At 72.9% G+C, this 14,546-nt stretch carries 13 protein-coding genes; 6 read left to right on the top strand and 7 right to left on the bottom strand.

Going from position 1 to position 14,546, the window contains the following annotated elements; all coding sequences use genetic code 11:
• Positions 1-33 precede the first annotated feature (33 nt).
• Both ABZ321_RS32310 and ABZ321_RS32305 read right to left on the bottom strand, forming a co-directional pair.
• Positions 34-633 carry a sugar O-acetyltransferase gene (locus tag ABZ321_RS32310; RefSeq protein ID WP_344509796.1) on the bottom strand — a complete coding sequence of 200 codons (600 nt, stop codon included), beginning with the start codon at positions 631-633 and terminating at the stop codon, positions 34-36.
• Between the two features lie 14 nt (positions 634-647).
• Positions 648-4,691 (bottom strand): hypothetical protein, encoded by a 4,044-nt coding sequence (locus tag ABZ321_RS32305; RefSeq protein ID WP_354898330.1) that lies wholly within the window; start codon positions 4,689-4,691, stop codon positions 648-650.
• A 237-nt stretch (positions 4,692-4,928) separates the two neighbouring features.
• Between ABZ321_RS32305 and ABZ321_RS32300 the strand changes: the two genes are divergently transcribed.
• The 4 genes from ABZ321_RS32300 to ABZ321_RS32285 all read left to right on the top strand — a co-directional run bounded on the left by ABZ321_RS32300 (position 4,929) and on the right by ABZ321_RS32285 (position 8,536).
• A complete protein-coding gene (locus tag ABZ321_RS32300) occupies positions 4,929-5,978 on the top strand; it encodes an aldo/keto reductase (protein ID WP_354898327.1) in 1,050 nt (349 codons plus the stop codon).
• A 62-nt stretch (positions 5,979-6,040) separates the two neighbouring features.
• Entirely contained in the window at positions 6,041-7,201 is a 1,161-nt protein-coding gene (locus tag ABZ321_RS32295; RefSeq protein ID WP_354898324.1) for a hypothetical protein, read from the top strand.
• Complete coding sequence (locus ABZ321_RS32290; RefSeq protein WP_354898321.1) at positions 7,188-7,817, top strand: hypothetical protein; 630 nt, start codon at positions 7,188-7,190, stop codon at positions 7,815-7,817. The genes ABZ321_RS32295 and ABZ321_RS32290 overlap by 14 nt, the downstream gene beginning before the upstream one ends.
• A 47-nt stretch (positions 7,818-7,864) precedes the next feature.
• Positions 7,865-8,536: a GPP34 family phosphoprotein gene (locus ABZ321_RS32285; protein WP_354898318.1), complete on the top strand. Its 672-nt coding sequence runs from the start codon at positions 7,865-7,867 to the stop codon at positions 8,534-8,536.
• Positions 8,537-8,568: 32 nt separating this feature from the next.
• Here the strand turns inward: ABZ321_RS32285 and ABZ321_RS32280 are convergent, their stop codons facing one another.
• The 5 genes from ABZ321_RS32280 to ABZ321_RS32260 all read right to left on the bottom strand — a co-directional run bounded on the left by ABZ321_RS32280 (position 8,569) and on the right by ABZ321_RS32260 (position 13,377).
• Positions 8,569-9,828, bottom strand: a complete 1,260-nt coding sequence (locus ABZ321_RS32280; protein ID WP_354898315.1) for a hypothetical protein — start codon at positions 9,826-9,828, stop codon at positions 8,569-8,571.
• 54 nt (positions 9,829-9,882) lie between these two features.
• Positions 9,883-10,782: a septum formation family protein gene (locus ABZ321_RS32275; RefSeq protein WP_354898313.1), complete on the bottom strand. Its 900-nt coding sequence runs from the start codon at positions 10,780-10,782 to the stop codon at positions 9,883-9,885.
• Positions 10,783-10,895: 113 nt separating this feature from the next.
• Positions 10,896-11,699, bottom strand: coding sequence for a hypothetical protein (locus ABZ321_RS32270; RefSeq protein ID WP_354898311.1), 804 nt, complete (start codon positions 11,697-11,699; stop codon positions 10,896-10,898).
• Entirely contained in the window at positions 11,699-12,520 is an 822-nt protein-coding gene (locus tag ABZ321_RS32265; RefSeq protein WP_344509777.1) for a hypothetical protein, read from the bottom strand. Before ABZ321_RS32265 ends, ABZ321_RS32270 begins: the two co-directional genes overlap by 1 nt.
• 236 nt (positions 12,521-12,756) lie before the next feature.
• The gene (locus ABZ321_RS32260; RefSeq protein ID WP_354898308.1) at positions 12,757-13,377 is read right to left on the bottom strand and encodes a putative immunity protein; all 621 of its coding nucleotides are present in this window, start codon (positions 13,375-13,377) and stop codon (positions 12,757-12,759) included.
• A gap of 162 nt (positions 13,378-13,539) precedes the next feature.
• On the opposite strand from ABZ321_RS32260, the gene ABZ321_RS32255 reads away from it, so the two are divergent.
• Positions 13,540-13,929 carry a hypothetical protein gene (locus ABZ321_RS32255; RefSeq protein WP_354898305.1) on the top strand — a complete coding sequence of 130 codons (390 nt, stop codon included), beginning with the start codon at positions 13,540-13,542 and terminating at the stop codon, positions 13,927-13,929.
• An 83-nt stretch (positions 13,930-14,012) separates the two neighbouring features.
• Positions 14,013-14,444 (top strand): GNAT family N-acetyltransferase, encoded by a 432-nt coding sequence (locus ABZ321_RS32250; protein WP_354898303.1) that lies wholly within the window; start codon positions 14,013-14,015, stop codon positions 14,442-14,444.
• The last annotated feature ends 102 nt before the right edge of the window (positions 14,445-14,546 follow it).

Here is a 14,546-nt window from a genome sequence, read left to right as displayed (position 1 = left end):
CCCAGGCGACGCTCGCGGCCCGGGCGGCGGTGCTCAGTGCGTGGGGACGTAGCCGGTGCGGTCCGCGTCGGTGATCTGGCGCAGCACCCGGGCGGGGTTGCCCACGGCGAGCGCGCCGGCGGGCACGTCCCGGGTGACGACGCTGCCGCCGCCGACGACGGCGCCGTGGCCGACGGTCACACCGGGCAGGATCGTCACGCCGCCGGCGATCCACACGCCGTCGCCGATCGTGATCGGCCTCGCCCGGCAGCCGCCGGCCTTGCGCTCGGCGAGGTCCAGGGCGTGATCGGCGGTGTAGAGGCCCACCTTCGGACCGATCAGTACATCGTCGCCGATCGTGATGGGTGCGCCGTCGAGCATGACGCAGTCGAAGTTGGCGAAGAACCTCGCGCCGACGTGGATGTTCGTGCCGAACTCGCACCGGAACGTCGGCTCGAACTGCGCGCCCTCGCCGACGGTGCCCAGCACCTCGCGGAGCAGGGCCTCCCGTTCGGCCTGCGGTCGCCCGTACGAGGCGTTGTAGGCGTTGGTCGCCAGCACCGCCCGCTGCCGGGCGCCGATCAGCTCGGCGGTGAGGTCGTCGTACATCGCGCCGGTGGCGATGTGCGCGAACTGCTCGGAAAGGCTCGCCATGGGGATCAGGCTCCTCAGCACGGGTTGACGTAGGCCAGCCGTGGCACGAGCGTCCTCCACTCGTGCGGCGACAACGGCTTCTGGACGAGCCGGCACGCGGCGACCATCGGGTCGCCGGCGACGTGCCGCAGGGTCGGTGTCGTGCCTGGCTGGGCGGGGTTCTTCCAGACGGCGATCCAGTCACCGATACGCCCGTTCGTCCGGTAGACGCGGACCTCGCGAATGTCGTCGCCCTTACCCATCCGGTGGACTTCGCCGGTCGAAACGTTCACCGCCGCCTTCTTGCCCGCCACGATGACGGATGCCCATCGCCCGTCGTCGGTGAGGTAGACCGCCGACGTCAAGGGACCGCCGAGCGGGACGACCCGCTGCTGCCCGGTGGCGAGCCGCACGATCCGGAGGCTGCCGTCCCGCTGCCCGAGCACGGCGACCTCGCCGCCGACCGCGACCGCGACCGAGGTGTACTGGTCGCCGGGCCCGACGTACACCGGCGGCAAGTACCGGTCCCAAACCGACCAGCGCCCGGCGTCGTCCGCGAGCACTTCACTTTTCACCAGCTCGCCGGTAACGGTGACCCGCAGCGGATCCTGGTTCAGGTCCAGCAGCCTCAACGCGTTCCTGCTCTCGGACCCGAGCGCCACCCACCTGTCGGTGAGATGCTGGACGTCGTCCACGCCGGTCGCCACCGTCCGCCAGGCCGGCGGGTCCGCACCGAAGTCGACAACCGCGACGACACCACCGCTGAGGACGATGGCACGATCGTCGTGACCGGGCACGGTCACGGCGTCGTCGTACTCGATCGAGCGGGCGGGCGCCGTCCCCACATCGACCAGGCGGTCGCCGACAAAGACGAGCCGTGGTCCGGAGACGGACACAGCGGCGTCGGTGTCCGCACCGCCCACGTAGCGCGAGCGACCCGGGTCGGCGGGATCCCAGAGCGTGATGACGCCGGCCGGCGACGTGGTCACCAGGACCTCACCACTGGCGTCGGCGTCGAGCTTGGCGGTGGGGTCCGCGAGCGTCGCCACCCGGGGTGGTTCGTTCGCGAAATCGATGACGCGGACGTGGGTGCCGTCCCGGCCGGCGGCGTACACCCATCGGGTGGCGTCGCTCGCCGTCTCCGTGACGTCGCTCGCCAGGAGCACCTCGCGCGCCGGCCACAGCCGTGCGTCGAAGGCGGTCAGCCGCCCGTCCGGGTACAGACACAGCAGCCAGCCGCCGGGGCCGATGCTGAGCTCGGCGTCGTCGTCGATGTGGGCGGACTCCAGCCGTGGATTCGACAGCTGCCACACCAGGCGGGGCAACCGCTCCGACATCGCCCAGACACCGTCGTTGAACATGTCCGACAGCCCTCCGGTGTCACCCAGCGGGACCGGACCGGCCGCCGACGTGTCGGCAGGCCCCCACGCGGTGCCACGGCCGCCGGCGTCGTTGAACATGAGCCACTGGTCGCCTTCGACGATCTCGTTGGCCGCCTTCCGCCAGGTCAGCACCTCGCCGGTGGCGAGCAGGTCCAGGACGGAGCCGAGATCCAGCTTGGACGAGTCGTCGGAGTCCAGCTTCGCCGCGGCGGCGCGCAGCCGCAGCGCCGTCATCGGATCGGACTCCTGCAGGGTGTCCGCCTTGTCGATGAGCTCGGCCGCGTCGTCGCTGTCCTCGGCCGCGATCGCCGCCTCGAGACGGTCGCGGGCCACCGGGAACGACACCGTCACCAGCAGCGCCGGCAGCACGAGCATCGCCACCGCCGTGACGCCGAGGCGAGCGGCCCGTCGCGGCGGCGGGCGCTCACCGCGCAGGATCGCGCCGACCTCCGCGCCCGTCTCCACCAGCCGCCCGTAGCGGCCGGGGCGGTGCCCGGCGGCGAGGCGCTCCAGCAGGCGGGCGTGGCGGAACTGGTACACCGAACCCAGCTGCCGCAGGATCGCCCGCTCGTGCGCGTCCTCGAGGAACGTGAACAGCCGCCACGGCAGCCGCCGCCACAGGACCAGCCACCCGTGCGCGATCATGTACGACACGCTCGGCGCGCCGGAGCCGAGCAGCACCGCGCCGAACGCGACCAGCGCCGCCCACGGCGCCGCCTCCAGCGGGGAGTCGGTCGACATCCCGGCGAACTGGACCAGCGACCCGCTGCTCATGCCGGACGTGACCATCGTAAGCAGCGCGTCGCCGAGGCCCGCGGTCACCGCGCAGCTCAACGCGGTGACGGTCAGGCTGATCAGGTCGCCGCGCAGCACCGTGCGCGGGGTGAGCGGGGTGTCGGCCTCGACCGGCGTGGCGAACCACCGCCCGACGCCGACCGGCAGGCCGACGGTCGCGCCGACGACGAGCACCGTCAGCAGCCCGGCGATGAGGCCGCTGCGCAGGTCGCGCTCGGACACCCCGGCGACCACGCCGAGCGTGAGCCCGGCGGGCAGCCCGAACGCCAGGCCCATGCCGAGCCCGGAGACCAGCCGCGGCACCAGCAGGCCGGGGCGGGGCGCCGCCCGGTTCGGCGTGGAGCCGCGGCCCAGCGCCAGGCCCTGCAGGACCACGCTGAGCGCCATGCCGAGGCCGGTACCGAAGACCAGCAGCTGGATGAGCTGGTAGAGCAGGCCGATCCCGCCGGAAGTGGCGCGGCCAGCGAAGTACCAGCCGGTCGCCGCGCAGACGACGAGCGCGCCGGCGAGCCCGTCGCGGGCCGCCGCGCCGACGAGCCCCGTCCAGCGCCGCCGGCCGGTCGCGGGCGTGTTGGTGGCGGTCATGCCGCGGGCCGCGTTGAGCCCGGCCACCGTGCCGGCCGCGAGCCCGATCCCGGCGCCGAACAGGGCATCCGGCGCCACGCCGTACCCGAAGGGCTGCACGTATGCCGTCGCGGCGGCACCCACCGCCGCGATCACGGCCGCGACGGACCAGACCACCACCCCGGTCGGCACCGCCCGCGCCAGGTGCCACCAGGCGAGGTTCGGTGTCGCGAGCCGCTCCTGCAGATGCGCCGCCAGGAACGACAGCGCCCGCTCGGCGACCGGCAGGCGGGCGGCCGGGTACACCGTCGGCAGGAGCCGGTCGAGCAGGTGCTGCTGGATCGCGGGGACGTCGGGCAGCGCGCACAGCTCCGCCGGCGTGGTGTGCGGCCGCTCGTAGACGGCCCGGGCGAGCGCCGTCATCAGCGGCGTCGACAGGGCGGTGGCGAGCGGACCCGCCGGCTCCTGCCGCATCCGCTCGACCACCTCACGCCAGCGGTCGGCGTCGACCTGCTCGCCGGTGATGAACGCGATCGAGTCGCTGACCCGGATGGGCCTGATGACCGCCAGCGCGGCGAGGCGCAGCGGCGCGACGTCGGCGAGCGCGGCGTTGAACTCGGCCCGCCGGCAGGTGACCACCGTCTGCAGCCCGCCGACCCCGGCAACGTCGTTGAGCGCGTCGAACACGTCCGGCAGCAGCCCGGCGGGCATCTCGTCCAGCCCGTCCAGCACCGGCAGGACCAGCCGCTCGGCCACCAGACGCGCGGCGGCGTCCGGGCCGTACCGTGCGGCGTCGGCGAGCTCCGGGTAGTCCTCGACCAGCCGCCGCGCGATCCACTCGTGCAGCGTCTCCTGGTCGGCGCGCCAGGCGGCGAGGCTCAGCAGGACCGGCACGGGCCGCTGCACGGACACCGGGTCGTCGTCCCGGCCGGCCGCGGCCAGCACGAACAGCATCGCCACGGTCGACTTGCCGGCGCCCGGCTCGCCGAGGATGACCAGCTGACGGTGCTGCAGCCGGCGGAACGCGTCCACCAGCGCGGCGGCCGGTTCCCGTCCGGTCGTCTCGTCGACGAGGTTGCCGGGCGTGACGGTCAGCGACGCCGGCCGGCCGGGCACGGCGTTCTCCCAGCGCAGCTGCAGCGGCCGCGGGTGGCGCAGCCGGCGGTCCCCGACCTCTTCGTGCCACTGCTGGAGGATCTGCCGGCGCAGGAACCTGGCGGCCTCCAGCAGACGTTGATGGTCGGGCGTGCCCGGCCCGGTCGCTGTGACCGACTGACGCCAGGCGATCGCCGCGAACACGAGCTGCCCGAGGCCCGCGACCAGGCCGATCGTGTCCACCGCGCGACCGAACGGCTGCAGCCCCCACCCGACGGTGATCGACCCTGTGACGACAGCGACGGTGGCCAGCCACCGCCAGCGCGGACGCGGCACTCGCCGTGGACGGGATGGGGACACGGCGTCATCATGTCGCACCGCGGCGACCCCGGCCACCCAACATCATCTCGGGCGCTCGTGAACGACGTCGATGGTCTGGCGGTTGACCTGGAGTCCACTCCAGGTCCTACGCTGCGCGACATGCGATACCGCGCTCTCGGCCGGACCGGCATGCAGGTCAGCGTCCAGTGTCTCGGCACCATGATGTTCGGCGCCGTCGGCAACCCCGACCACGACGACTGCGTGCGGATCATCCACGCCGCACTCGACCAGGGCATCAACTTCGTCGACACCGCCGACATGTACTCCGCCGGCGAGTCGGAGGAGATCGTCGGCGAGGCGCTGCAGGGGCGGCGGGACGACGTCGTGCTCGCCACGAAGGTGCACTTCCCGATGGGTGAGGGGCCGAACCGGGGCGGCAACTCGCGGCGCTGGATCGTGCGGGAGGTCGAGGACAGCCTGCGGCGGCTGCGGACCGACTGGATCGACCTGTACCAGGTGCACCGGCCCGACCCGACCACCGACGTCGAGGAGACCCTGTCGGTGCTCACCGACCTCGTGCGGCAGGGCAAGATCCGGGCGTTCGGCTGCTCGACGTTCCCCGCCGAGGAGATCGTCGAGGCCCACCACGCCGCGGAACGCCGGGCGCTGCACCGGTTCCGGACCGAGCAGCCGCCGTACTCGTTGCTGGCCCGCGGCGTCGAGAAGGACGTCCTGCCGGTCGCCGCCCGGTACGGGATGGGCGTGCTCACCTGGAGCCCGCTCGCGTCCGGGTTCCTGACCGGCCGCTACCGCAAGGGCGACCCGATCGACCTGTCCGCCGGGCGGGCCGCCCTGAACCCGGCGCGGTTCGACCCGTCGCTGCCGGAGAACGCCCGCAAGCTCGACGTGGTCGAGCAGCTCGTCGCCGTCGCCGAGGACCTCGGCTGCACGCTGCCGGAGCTGGCACAGGCGTTCCCGATCGCGCACCCCGCCGTCACGTCCGTCATCATCGGCCCGCGCACCATGGCCCAGCTGGACGCCTCGCTGAAGGGCGCCGGCCTGACCCTCGACGACGCCGCCCTCGACCGCATCGACGAGATCGTGCCGCCGGGCACCGACCTGTACCGGGCGGACGGCGCCTGGCGGCCGCGGTCGCTGACAGACCCGTCCTTGCGCCGCCGCCCCGTCGCCGAGCGCGCCGCGGCGTAACGGGGCGGCGAGCGGGAGGGCGAACCCGTTAGGCTGGCCGGCTGCCGTACGGAAGGCCGAGCGTGACGACTGACCCAGTAGCCCTCCCGCAGTTCTGGCAACTCAGGTGGCGGGACGTCGATCCCGCCGCGCGTCCCGCGGTCGACCCGGCCCGCGTCGCGGACCTGGTGCGGGCACTGCCGCCGGCCGCCGACGTCCCGCCGGCCGGCACCGATTGGCGGCTCGTCGACATCTGGTACGACCGGATGACGCAGGCGCTGATCGAGCACCTGGGCGACTGGGTGGTGAGCTGGTGGTACACCGTCGCGATGGAGGACTTCCAGGGTCGCGGGTCCGTTCCGGTCTGGCGGGCGGAGCGTCCCGCCGCGGTGACAACCCCGGAGGAGACGCTGTCTCGCCTCGCCGACGCCGTCGTGGCCTGGCACGAACTGCTGGTCGAGCTCGCGACCGACGCCCGCGGCCGCTTCGCGGCGGCGGCCCCGGCGGAGGTGGACGGCACCGGCGAGCCGCCGGCCTGGCGGGCCGTTCGAGGCGACATCCAGGTCATCCGGTACACCGTGCCCCCGGACGGCCCGCTGCCCTATCCGTGGCAGCTGAGCTGGGCGGACACCGACGTTCAGGATCGGCCCTTCGATCCGGGGACGGTCCGGGCGGTGGTGGGCGACCTTGTCGCGGCGACCGGGTTTCCGGGCGCCGGCAGGCGGCTCAGGGACCTGTGGCTGGACAGCGTGTCGTCCGGGCTTGCCGCCCGGTACGGGCGGTGGGCGGTGGGTTGGCGCTGGTCGGTCGGCGAGGGCGACCTCGACGGTGGCCCGGTCGGCTCCTGGTGCTGCGTCCGGCACTCGGTCACCACACCCGAGGCGACCGTTGCCGCGATCTCGGCGGCTCTGATCGAGTGGCGCGCCTGGCTGGACGACCTGGCGGAGCGGTTCGACCGGTTCCTGCCGCACCTCGGCGACGACATCGACGGATGGGAGCGTGCGGTCGCTCACCTGGTGACCGCCGTCGGTGACCGCACGCAGTACGAGTCCGGCTGGTACGGCTGCTGCACGACGGTGCTGTGGTGGTTCCTCGAAGCGGCCGGCATCGACTCGGCCCGGCGGACGGAGCTGATCGAACACGCGGTCGGCGGCCGGTTCCGCAGCTGGGTGGAGCCGAAGCGAGCGGTCGTGCTGTCGGTCGCCGAGGACCTGGCCCAGCGGGTGGCCGTTGACCGCGCCTGATCACCTGACGGTGTGGCTCCGGTTGCGGGAGATCGTCGGCTGGCGGGAGCTCGTCCCGCACCCGGAGGTGCCGGTGCCGGCGATCCGTGACGGCTTCGCCGGCTGGGCCGCCGGGTCCGGCTCGCGGCGGCAGTGCCGGCTGCTGACCGCGTACGACGACGTGCGGCGCGAGGCCGCCGCCGGCGCCGACCTCACCCCGGACCTCCTGGCCCGCTGGAACCGGACCGTCCGTGGGGTCCCGGTCGCCACGTTCCGCCGGGCGCCGGCGCACGCGAAGAACGGCCGGGAACGGTACGGGCTGCACGCCGACACCGAGCACCGGTTCGCCGCCTGCCTGGCGCAGACCGCCGACCGGGACACCCCGGTGACCGCCCGGGCCGCCAGGGTCTACCTCGACGTCGCCTTCTTCCACCCGTACGACGACGGCAACGCCCGCCTCGCCGGGCTGGTGCTCCAGTTCGTGCTGCTGCGCGAGGGCGTCGAACTCGACGACGTCGCGCCGATCCTCACGACGGTGCGCCGCGCCGACGACGCCGAGGGAGCGGCCGACCTGGCCCGGCTGGTCCACGGCATCGCCGCGGCCACTCGCCGCCGCTGGCTGCGGGTTCACGGGTGACGCCGCCGCGCGCTGCACGGGATGCGCGGACGGCTTACGGTGGGATCATGAGCGACGGTCTCGCGGATCACTTCCTGCTGCTGGCTCTCGACGACGAGGGCAACCACCTGATCGGCGACCCGGCGCTCGACTACGGGCTCGCCGGGGCGGTGCTGCTCGACCTGATGCTGGCCGGGCGGATCGACCTCGCCGGTGACCAGGTCGTGGTCACCGACGCCACGCCGACCGGGGACCCGGTCGCGGACGCGGCCCTGGACCGTGTCGTGTTGGAGAAGAAGCCGCGCAAGCCCGACGCCTGGATCCAGCCGCTGGCCGACGGGCTGCGCGGGCGGCTGCTCGACCGGCAGGTCGAGGCCGGGGTGCTGCGCCGCGAGCAGGACCGGGTCCTGTGGGTGTTTCCCCGCACCCGGTACGCGTCGGCGACCGGCACCGAGCCCGCCGCCGAGACCGCGGTCCGGCGGGACCTCGCCGCCGCCCTCGACGGTGACGGTCCCGTGCCCGCGCGGACGGCGGCGCTGCTCGGGCTCGTGCAGGCGGTCGACCTCGCGCGGAAGCTGTTCCCCGGCCGGGACAAGAAGGAGCTGAAGGCGCGCATCGACGCGATCGGCAAGGACAACTGGGCCGCCGACGCCGTCCAGCAGGCCGTCGCCCGTATTCAGGCCCTCATCGCCTCGATGACCGCCGTCTCCGTCGCCACCACGGTCATCACCACCAGCTGATCAGGCGCCCCCGCGGTCAGCCGCCCCCGCCGTCAGGCGCCACCGGCTGGTCGGGATCGGCGGCGTTTGCGGAGGCGGACCAGGGCCGGGATCCACGGGGCGGTGCCGAGGACCGCGAGCAGGGTGAGCAGGGGCAGCCGCCACCACCAGTGGATGGTCTCCGGCGGCGCAGACGGTGTCTGGGCGACCCACGGCCGGGCGGTCTTCGACCAGGCGAGGAACGCGTCGCCGACCGGGACGAGGCCGAGGGCGTACCGCTTGGTCCACGGCGTGCCGAGCGGCAGGCCGGCCAGCTCGCCGTAGTTGGCCAGGGCCGCGGCGAGCGGGGCGTCGTGCTGCACCTGGGCGGCGCCGATGGTGACCACGGTCGCGGAGAGGCTGACGCCGAGCGGCAGCGGCCCCGAGTCGACGTCTGCCGGGCCGTCCAGACCGGCCGGGTACTCGCGCACGGCGGGGCCGAGGCCGAGCGGGCGCACGACGTACTGGTCGCGGAAGCGCAGGTACTGCTCGCGGGCGAACGCCGGATCGATGTCGCCGAGGAACCGGTGGATGATGCTCTGCGACGTCGCGCGGGCCACCTCGAGGGGCTCGCCGGTGGCGGGGTCGGCGCGGTGCGGCAGCAGGCCGGTCCTCGGGTCGAGCCGCTCGCGGGCGCCGGCGACCCAGCGGGTGACGGTCGCGCCGTACCGTGGCGGCAACAGCGCATCGTGCAGCCGTAGCGACGCGATGGCGACGGTCGAGTCCACCGGCCACGCCTGGCCCGGATACGCCTGCAGGAACGGCGACGCCGACGCGTCGAACGCGGTGCCGAGCGCCTCGGCCGCCGCCGCGAACCGCGCCTGCTCCCCCGGGTCGCGCTGCCCGGCGGGTTGCAGGCTCAGCACGCCGCCGAGCAGCCAGTTGCTCCAGCCCTGGTAGAAGACGCCGTACGGCGGGGTGAGGCTCTCGCTGAACGGTGCCTTGCCGGCGGGGTCGTCGAGGTGCCGCCACGCCCACCGGGCCTCGCGCAGCGCCGTCGCCCGTTCGCCCGCGGGGCCGCGCATGCCGAGCTCGACCCAGGTCAGGCCGTACAGCACGTGGAGGAAGAAGTACCCCTCCGGGTACAGCTGCTGCGCGTCCTCGCCGGCGCCGTCGTCGAGCGCGGCGCGCAGGAACGCCAGCTGCCGCCGCACCCCGTTCGGCTCGCCGCCCGTGCCGCCGGTGGCTGGCGCGACCAGCCGGACCGAACCCACCAGCGCACACACGCTGACAGCCACAGCGACGGTACGGCGTACCCACCGCAGCCAAGACATCCGCTGATCTTAGGAGGCGCCGTCCATACGCTTCGTCCCCGGACGACGCCGCGGTCAGGCGGGCAGGTCGCCGGCCCCGCGGATGGAAACGGTGACCGGGTGCGGCAGGAACACCCAGCAGCGGCCGTAGTGGTCGCCGCCGGGCCACGTCGACGGTTCGCCGGTCGGCAGGAACCCGACGGTGACGGCACGGCCGCGCATCAGGTCGCCGGGCATCGCGGTGTACGCGAGGGCGCGGTCCCGGCACTGGTCCCCGAACGCCGCGTCGCGGGCCGCCGCGGTCTCCGGGAACGCGGGCGCCGCCGACTCGGCCACGCCGGCGAACTCCATGTCGTGCGGCTCCGTGCACGGGGTCCGTTTCGTGCCGGCCCACTCGTCGTCGGCGACGAACCTGACGGCGCAGTTCAGGGTCAGGTCGTTGGACGGTCCGTGACCGGCCGGGTCGCCGTGCACCGAGCCTTCGCGGTCCCGGACGCTGTCGATGTCCCCGCCGAGCGCCACCACGTCGCAGCGGTACCAGCGGGCGCCCGCCTGCCACTGCTCGGCCGTCGGGGCGAACAGCAGCAGCGACACGTCCAGCGTCCGCCAGTCCGCGCCGAGATACTCCCCCGCCGTCCGCCCGCAGCCGGCGAACTCGCCCGTGAGCTCGGCCCGTTGCGGCGGCGCGTCACGGCGGGCGAGGGCCTTCGGGACGTGCCCGACGGCGACGGTCTCCAGCTGGTGCGGCACCTCGCAGGCCACACTCTCGGTCGGGGTCGCCTCGGCGGTGAGCACGACGTGCAGCCCGTGCCCCTGCCAGCATGCACCGACCGCCGGATCCGGCCCGCCGCGTGGCGGTGCGGGCTCGGCGGCGGGCTTGACGACCAGCGACAGCAGGACCGCGGCGAGCGGCAGCCCGAACATGACCACGTGCCGCCACCGCCGTGCCAGAACCTGCCGCCACCGCTGCACCATCGGCAGACTCTAACGACCTGCCCACCGGGCGGACCCAGCGGTCTCAGACCTGTGCTGCCGATGACAGCGGCAGGGCCGCTACCGACCGTCGCGGTAGCGGCCCTGCCGGTGGGTCAGGCGAACTGGGCGAGTAGCGCCGCCGGGGCGGGCTGCACGTCCGTGGCGGCGGGCTTGCTGATCGAGACCGGCTTGCCGAAGTCGGTGAACGTCGACGTCACCGTCGACGGCGGGACCTGGCCGACGCCGGGCATCTTCACCGTCAGCGAGGTGACGTAGCCTTCGGCGCTGACCGTCGCCTCGAACGGCACCGACTTCGCCGCGTCGCCCATCTGCTGGAGCAGGGCGGCGGCGGCTGCCGGGATGTTGCGCTTGGTGGCGTCGAGCGTGCCCTTGTACGTGCCCGTGCCGGTCCGCTCGACCGACACGATCGTGTCAGCGAGGCCCTTGACGTTGGCCGGGTCGTCCGGGCTGCCGAGGCCCAGCTTGCTCAGCGACGTCTTGGTGCCGTCGATGTACATCCACTTCTTCGGGTCGACGCCCGGAATCGGCAGGCTCAGCTTCAGGTACAGGTCGGTGCCGACGACGATGACATCGCCGTTGATCTGCTGCCCCTGCGCGGTGATGGTCATCGTGCCGCTGTTGGCCTTCTTGGCAGGGTCGCTGGAGCCCGTCAACTTGCTGCTGGCCATCGCGCCTGAATCGGTCGTCGACGTGTACGTCACGGTGACGCCGCTCAGTTTGCTGAACGCGCTGGTCAGCTCCGCGCGCGCGTCGGCCGTCGGTGACGCCGCGGCACTGGTCGATCCGTTGGCCGCCGGCGCGACGTCGCCGTTCTGGTTCTTGTCGCCGCAGGCCGCGGTGACGGTGAGTGCGCCGGACAGCGCCAAAGCAAGCAGGACATTCCTGCGGGACTTCATCAGTTTCCTCCCGTTGGGCGGCTCCGTGCCGCCTCGGCGAGGATAGTCACGGCGCCAGCAGGCCGCCGCACCCGGTGCTGGAAGCCGATCCGGAGGCGGTCCAGTTCGGTCTGGGTGCCGATGTCGGGGCGGTGCTCCGGGCGCTCGGCGTAGTGCCGTACGACGGTGGCGAGAAACTCGCGGTCGACGTGGTAGGTGTACACCAGGACGTCCAGTTGCCTGGCTCGTCCGGTGCGGCCGCGGTAGCGCAGCGGCATGGTCCTGCGGACCGTCGGCGGCGGGCCGCCCGGGAACAGGTCATGCCAGTCGATGCTCCGGGAACCCAGGAGGTACCGCACCGTGAGACCGGTCGGGGTCAGCCGTACCGACGAGTTGGGCAGCCACACAAGAACCAGCGCGAAGACGGCCAGCACGGCGGCCTCGACCACGAGAACGGGGACGAAGCCCAGCGGCGTCGACAGACGCATCCGGTAGCTGTCTGGCACTCGCTCCGTCGGTATCAGATTGGCGGCCATCATCATGAACACGATGGTCGCGATGCCGCGGTACATCGGCGACTCAGCTGCCACGAAGGCCGGCCGATCCAGGTCCGCGGACAGTGTGAACGTGGCGGGTCGGGGCCGCAGGCGCCGGGTCAGCCAGAGGAACGTGAGGACCGGCACGGCGACCGTCGACGCGAAGGCGATCAACCCGGCGTACAGGCCGAGGATCCCGGGTTCGATCCGCCAGGTCAGCGGCTGGATCACGAACTTGTCCAGCACGACGTAGCCGGCCGCGGAGACGGCGACGAGGATGGCGGTGACCCGCCAGGCAAGCGTCATGCCCGGACGGTGGACGGCCGGAGACCGGGCAACACCGGCGAGCCGGCCGCGGTGAACGCCGCCAAGGCAACGACGGCGGCGCTGATCTTCCAGACGAGCGACATCGCCAGAGCGTAGGCGCCCGGCCGGAGCGCAGGCACCCGCCGAACGGCTCAGAGCCGCTCAGGGGCGGTTTCGAGTCTCACCAGGGAGCGCCGCCGTGTGAGACTGAACGGCGTGGCCGCCCCGTGGAATGATTACTGCCCCTGACCGTCACCGCTACCGTTCTGCCGGTGCTGTTTCGGAGATCGTCGGTGTCCGGCCGGCGGTGGCCCGGTTCGCAGGGCGTGGTCCAGTGTGCTCATCAGCTGGGCGACACGGTTGCTGCCGGTCGGGGCCGGCGGGTAGCGGCGGAGCACGTCGATGAGCGGCGGTGTCGCGCGCTGCCGTGACCGTTCCAGCAGCGCGTCCCCGACCGTGGGGTCACCGCCCGCCATCAGCTCCCCGATGCGGGCGGCGCTCGCGGAGGCTCGCAGGATGTGGCCGACCTGGCTGGCCTGGGCGATGGGGTGCAGGTATGCGGCCGAGGCGGAGTCGCCGGCGGATCGCGCGGCCAGTCGCGTGGCCTCGGAGGGTGCGGACCGGGCGGCTCGATGCGCGTCGAGCGAGGTGACGCGCTGCAACTTCGTCCTGTTGGCGCCGTTGATGAACACCCACGCCGCGTCGATCGCCGCGCGGGGGCGAGGATCGTCGGGAACAGCCTGCTCGAAGACCGGCAGGACGTCCTCGGCGTGCCCGACCACGTACCGCGCAACGACGCGCAGCTCGTCCATCGTCAGGTCGAAGTCTCCGGACACGGTGTGCGTGCTCTGTGCCATGTCCATGAATCGTATCCTTGAACAGCCGATCGAGGCTCTGCGACCAGTTCTCCGCTTGCCTGCGCCGGAAACCCTCAACGGGCCTGGGAAGTGGCGGTCCTTCGTCCGTGAGGAGCTGGGTTCTGGCGCGTCTTCCGTTCACTGATCAGGCAAGATCAGTTTGTGCTGGTTGAGGTGAGCGACGCGGTCCGCACGCCGGATGGCGTGTCGGTGGTGTGCCGGGTTCCGTTCGGTCAGGCGAGGATGCGGTGGTGCGGAGATCCGTCGGTCTCGGCGGGGTCCTTTCACGTCGAGTGGACGATCAACGTGAATGCGGACTGGGGCCGAAATTCCTGGTTCTCGGCTGTGGCCCAGCCCGGCTTGTGGATGGACGCCGGGGCGGTCGTCTTCCGCGCCCGGCTCCGAGGGCCGGCCGAGCTGGCGGATCTGGAGTTCGGCGACTCGCTGGTGCTGCTGGAATTTGACGGGCCGGTGCCGGCCGAGGCATGGAATTCCTGGATCGAGCTGCAGGTGCCATCCGACCAGGTCGAGATCCACCCCTACAACCTGTAGCCGGCGAGCAGGTGATCCCGGACCTGTGCTCCGAATTCACCGGCAGACCAGGTCGCCGGTCGTGGGCGTGGCATCCTCTCTGGGTGATCATCAGCGCCTTGACAGAGCAGGACCTCGGCTCCTGCGCCTCGCTGTACGTCGCCACGTTCAACGCGCCGCCGTGGAACGAGTCCTGGCGTGTGGAGGACGCCACGCGGCGCCTCGGGGACTTTCTCGCGACTCCCCGTGCGCACGGCGTCGGTCGGCGAGCCGCGGACGGCGAGCTGCTGGGGTTCGCGATCGGACACCTGGAGCGCTCGGGAGCCGAGGACCACTTCCTGTTGCAGGAGTTGTGTGTACGGCCGGCACGCCAACGGCAGGGACACGGCAGCGCGCTGCTCGGAGCCCTGGCCGACCGTATGCCCGACGTCCGTCACTGGTACCTGCTGACCGCCCGGGACAGCGACGCTGCACTGTTCTACGAGAAGCACGGCTTCAGGCCGGCTCCGCGGATGGCAGTGTTCGTCCGTCCTTGAAGACGTCCACGCCCGCGTCCCCGTCCGCATCCGCTGCGCCGACGTGCGCGGCTCACGGCACGATGGCGGCGGAGAGTTCAGCACCTTTCCGGACGTCGGCGG

It is taken from the genome of Dactylosporangium sp. NPDC006015, assembly GCF_040614215.1.
GTDB lineage: Bacteria > Actinomycetota > Actinomycetes > Mycobacteriales > Micromonosporaceae > Dactylosporangium > Dactylosporangium maewongense.
This window is presented reverse-complemented; position numbering and strand designations above follow the sequence as displayed.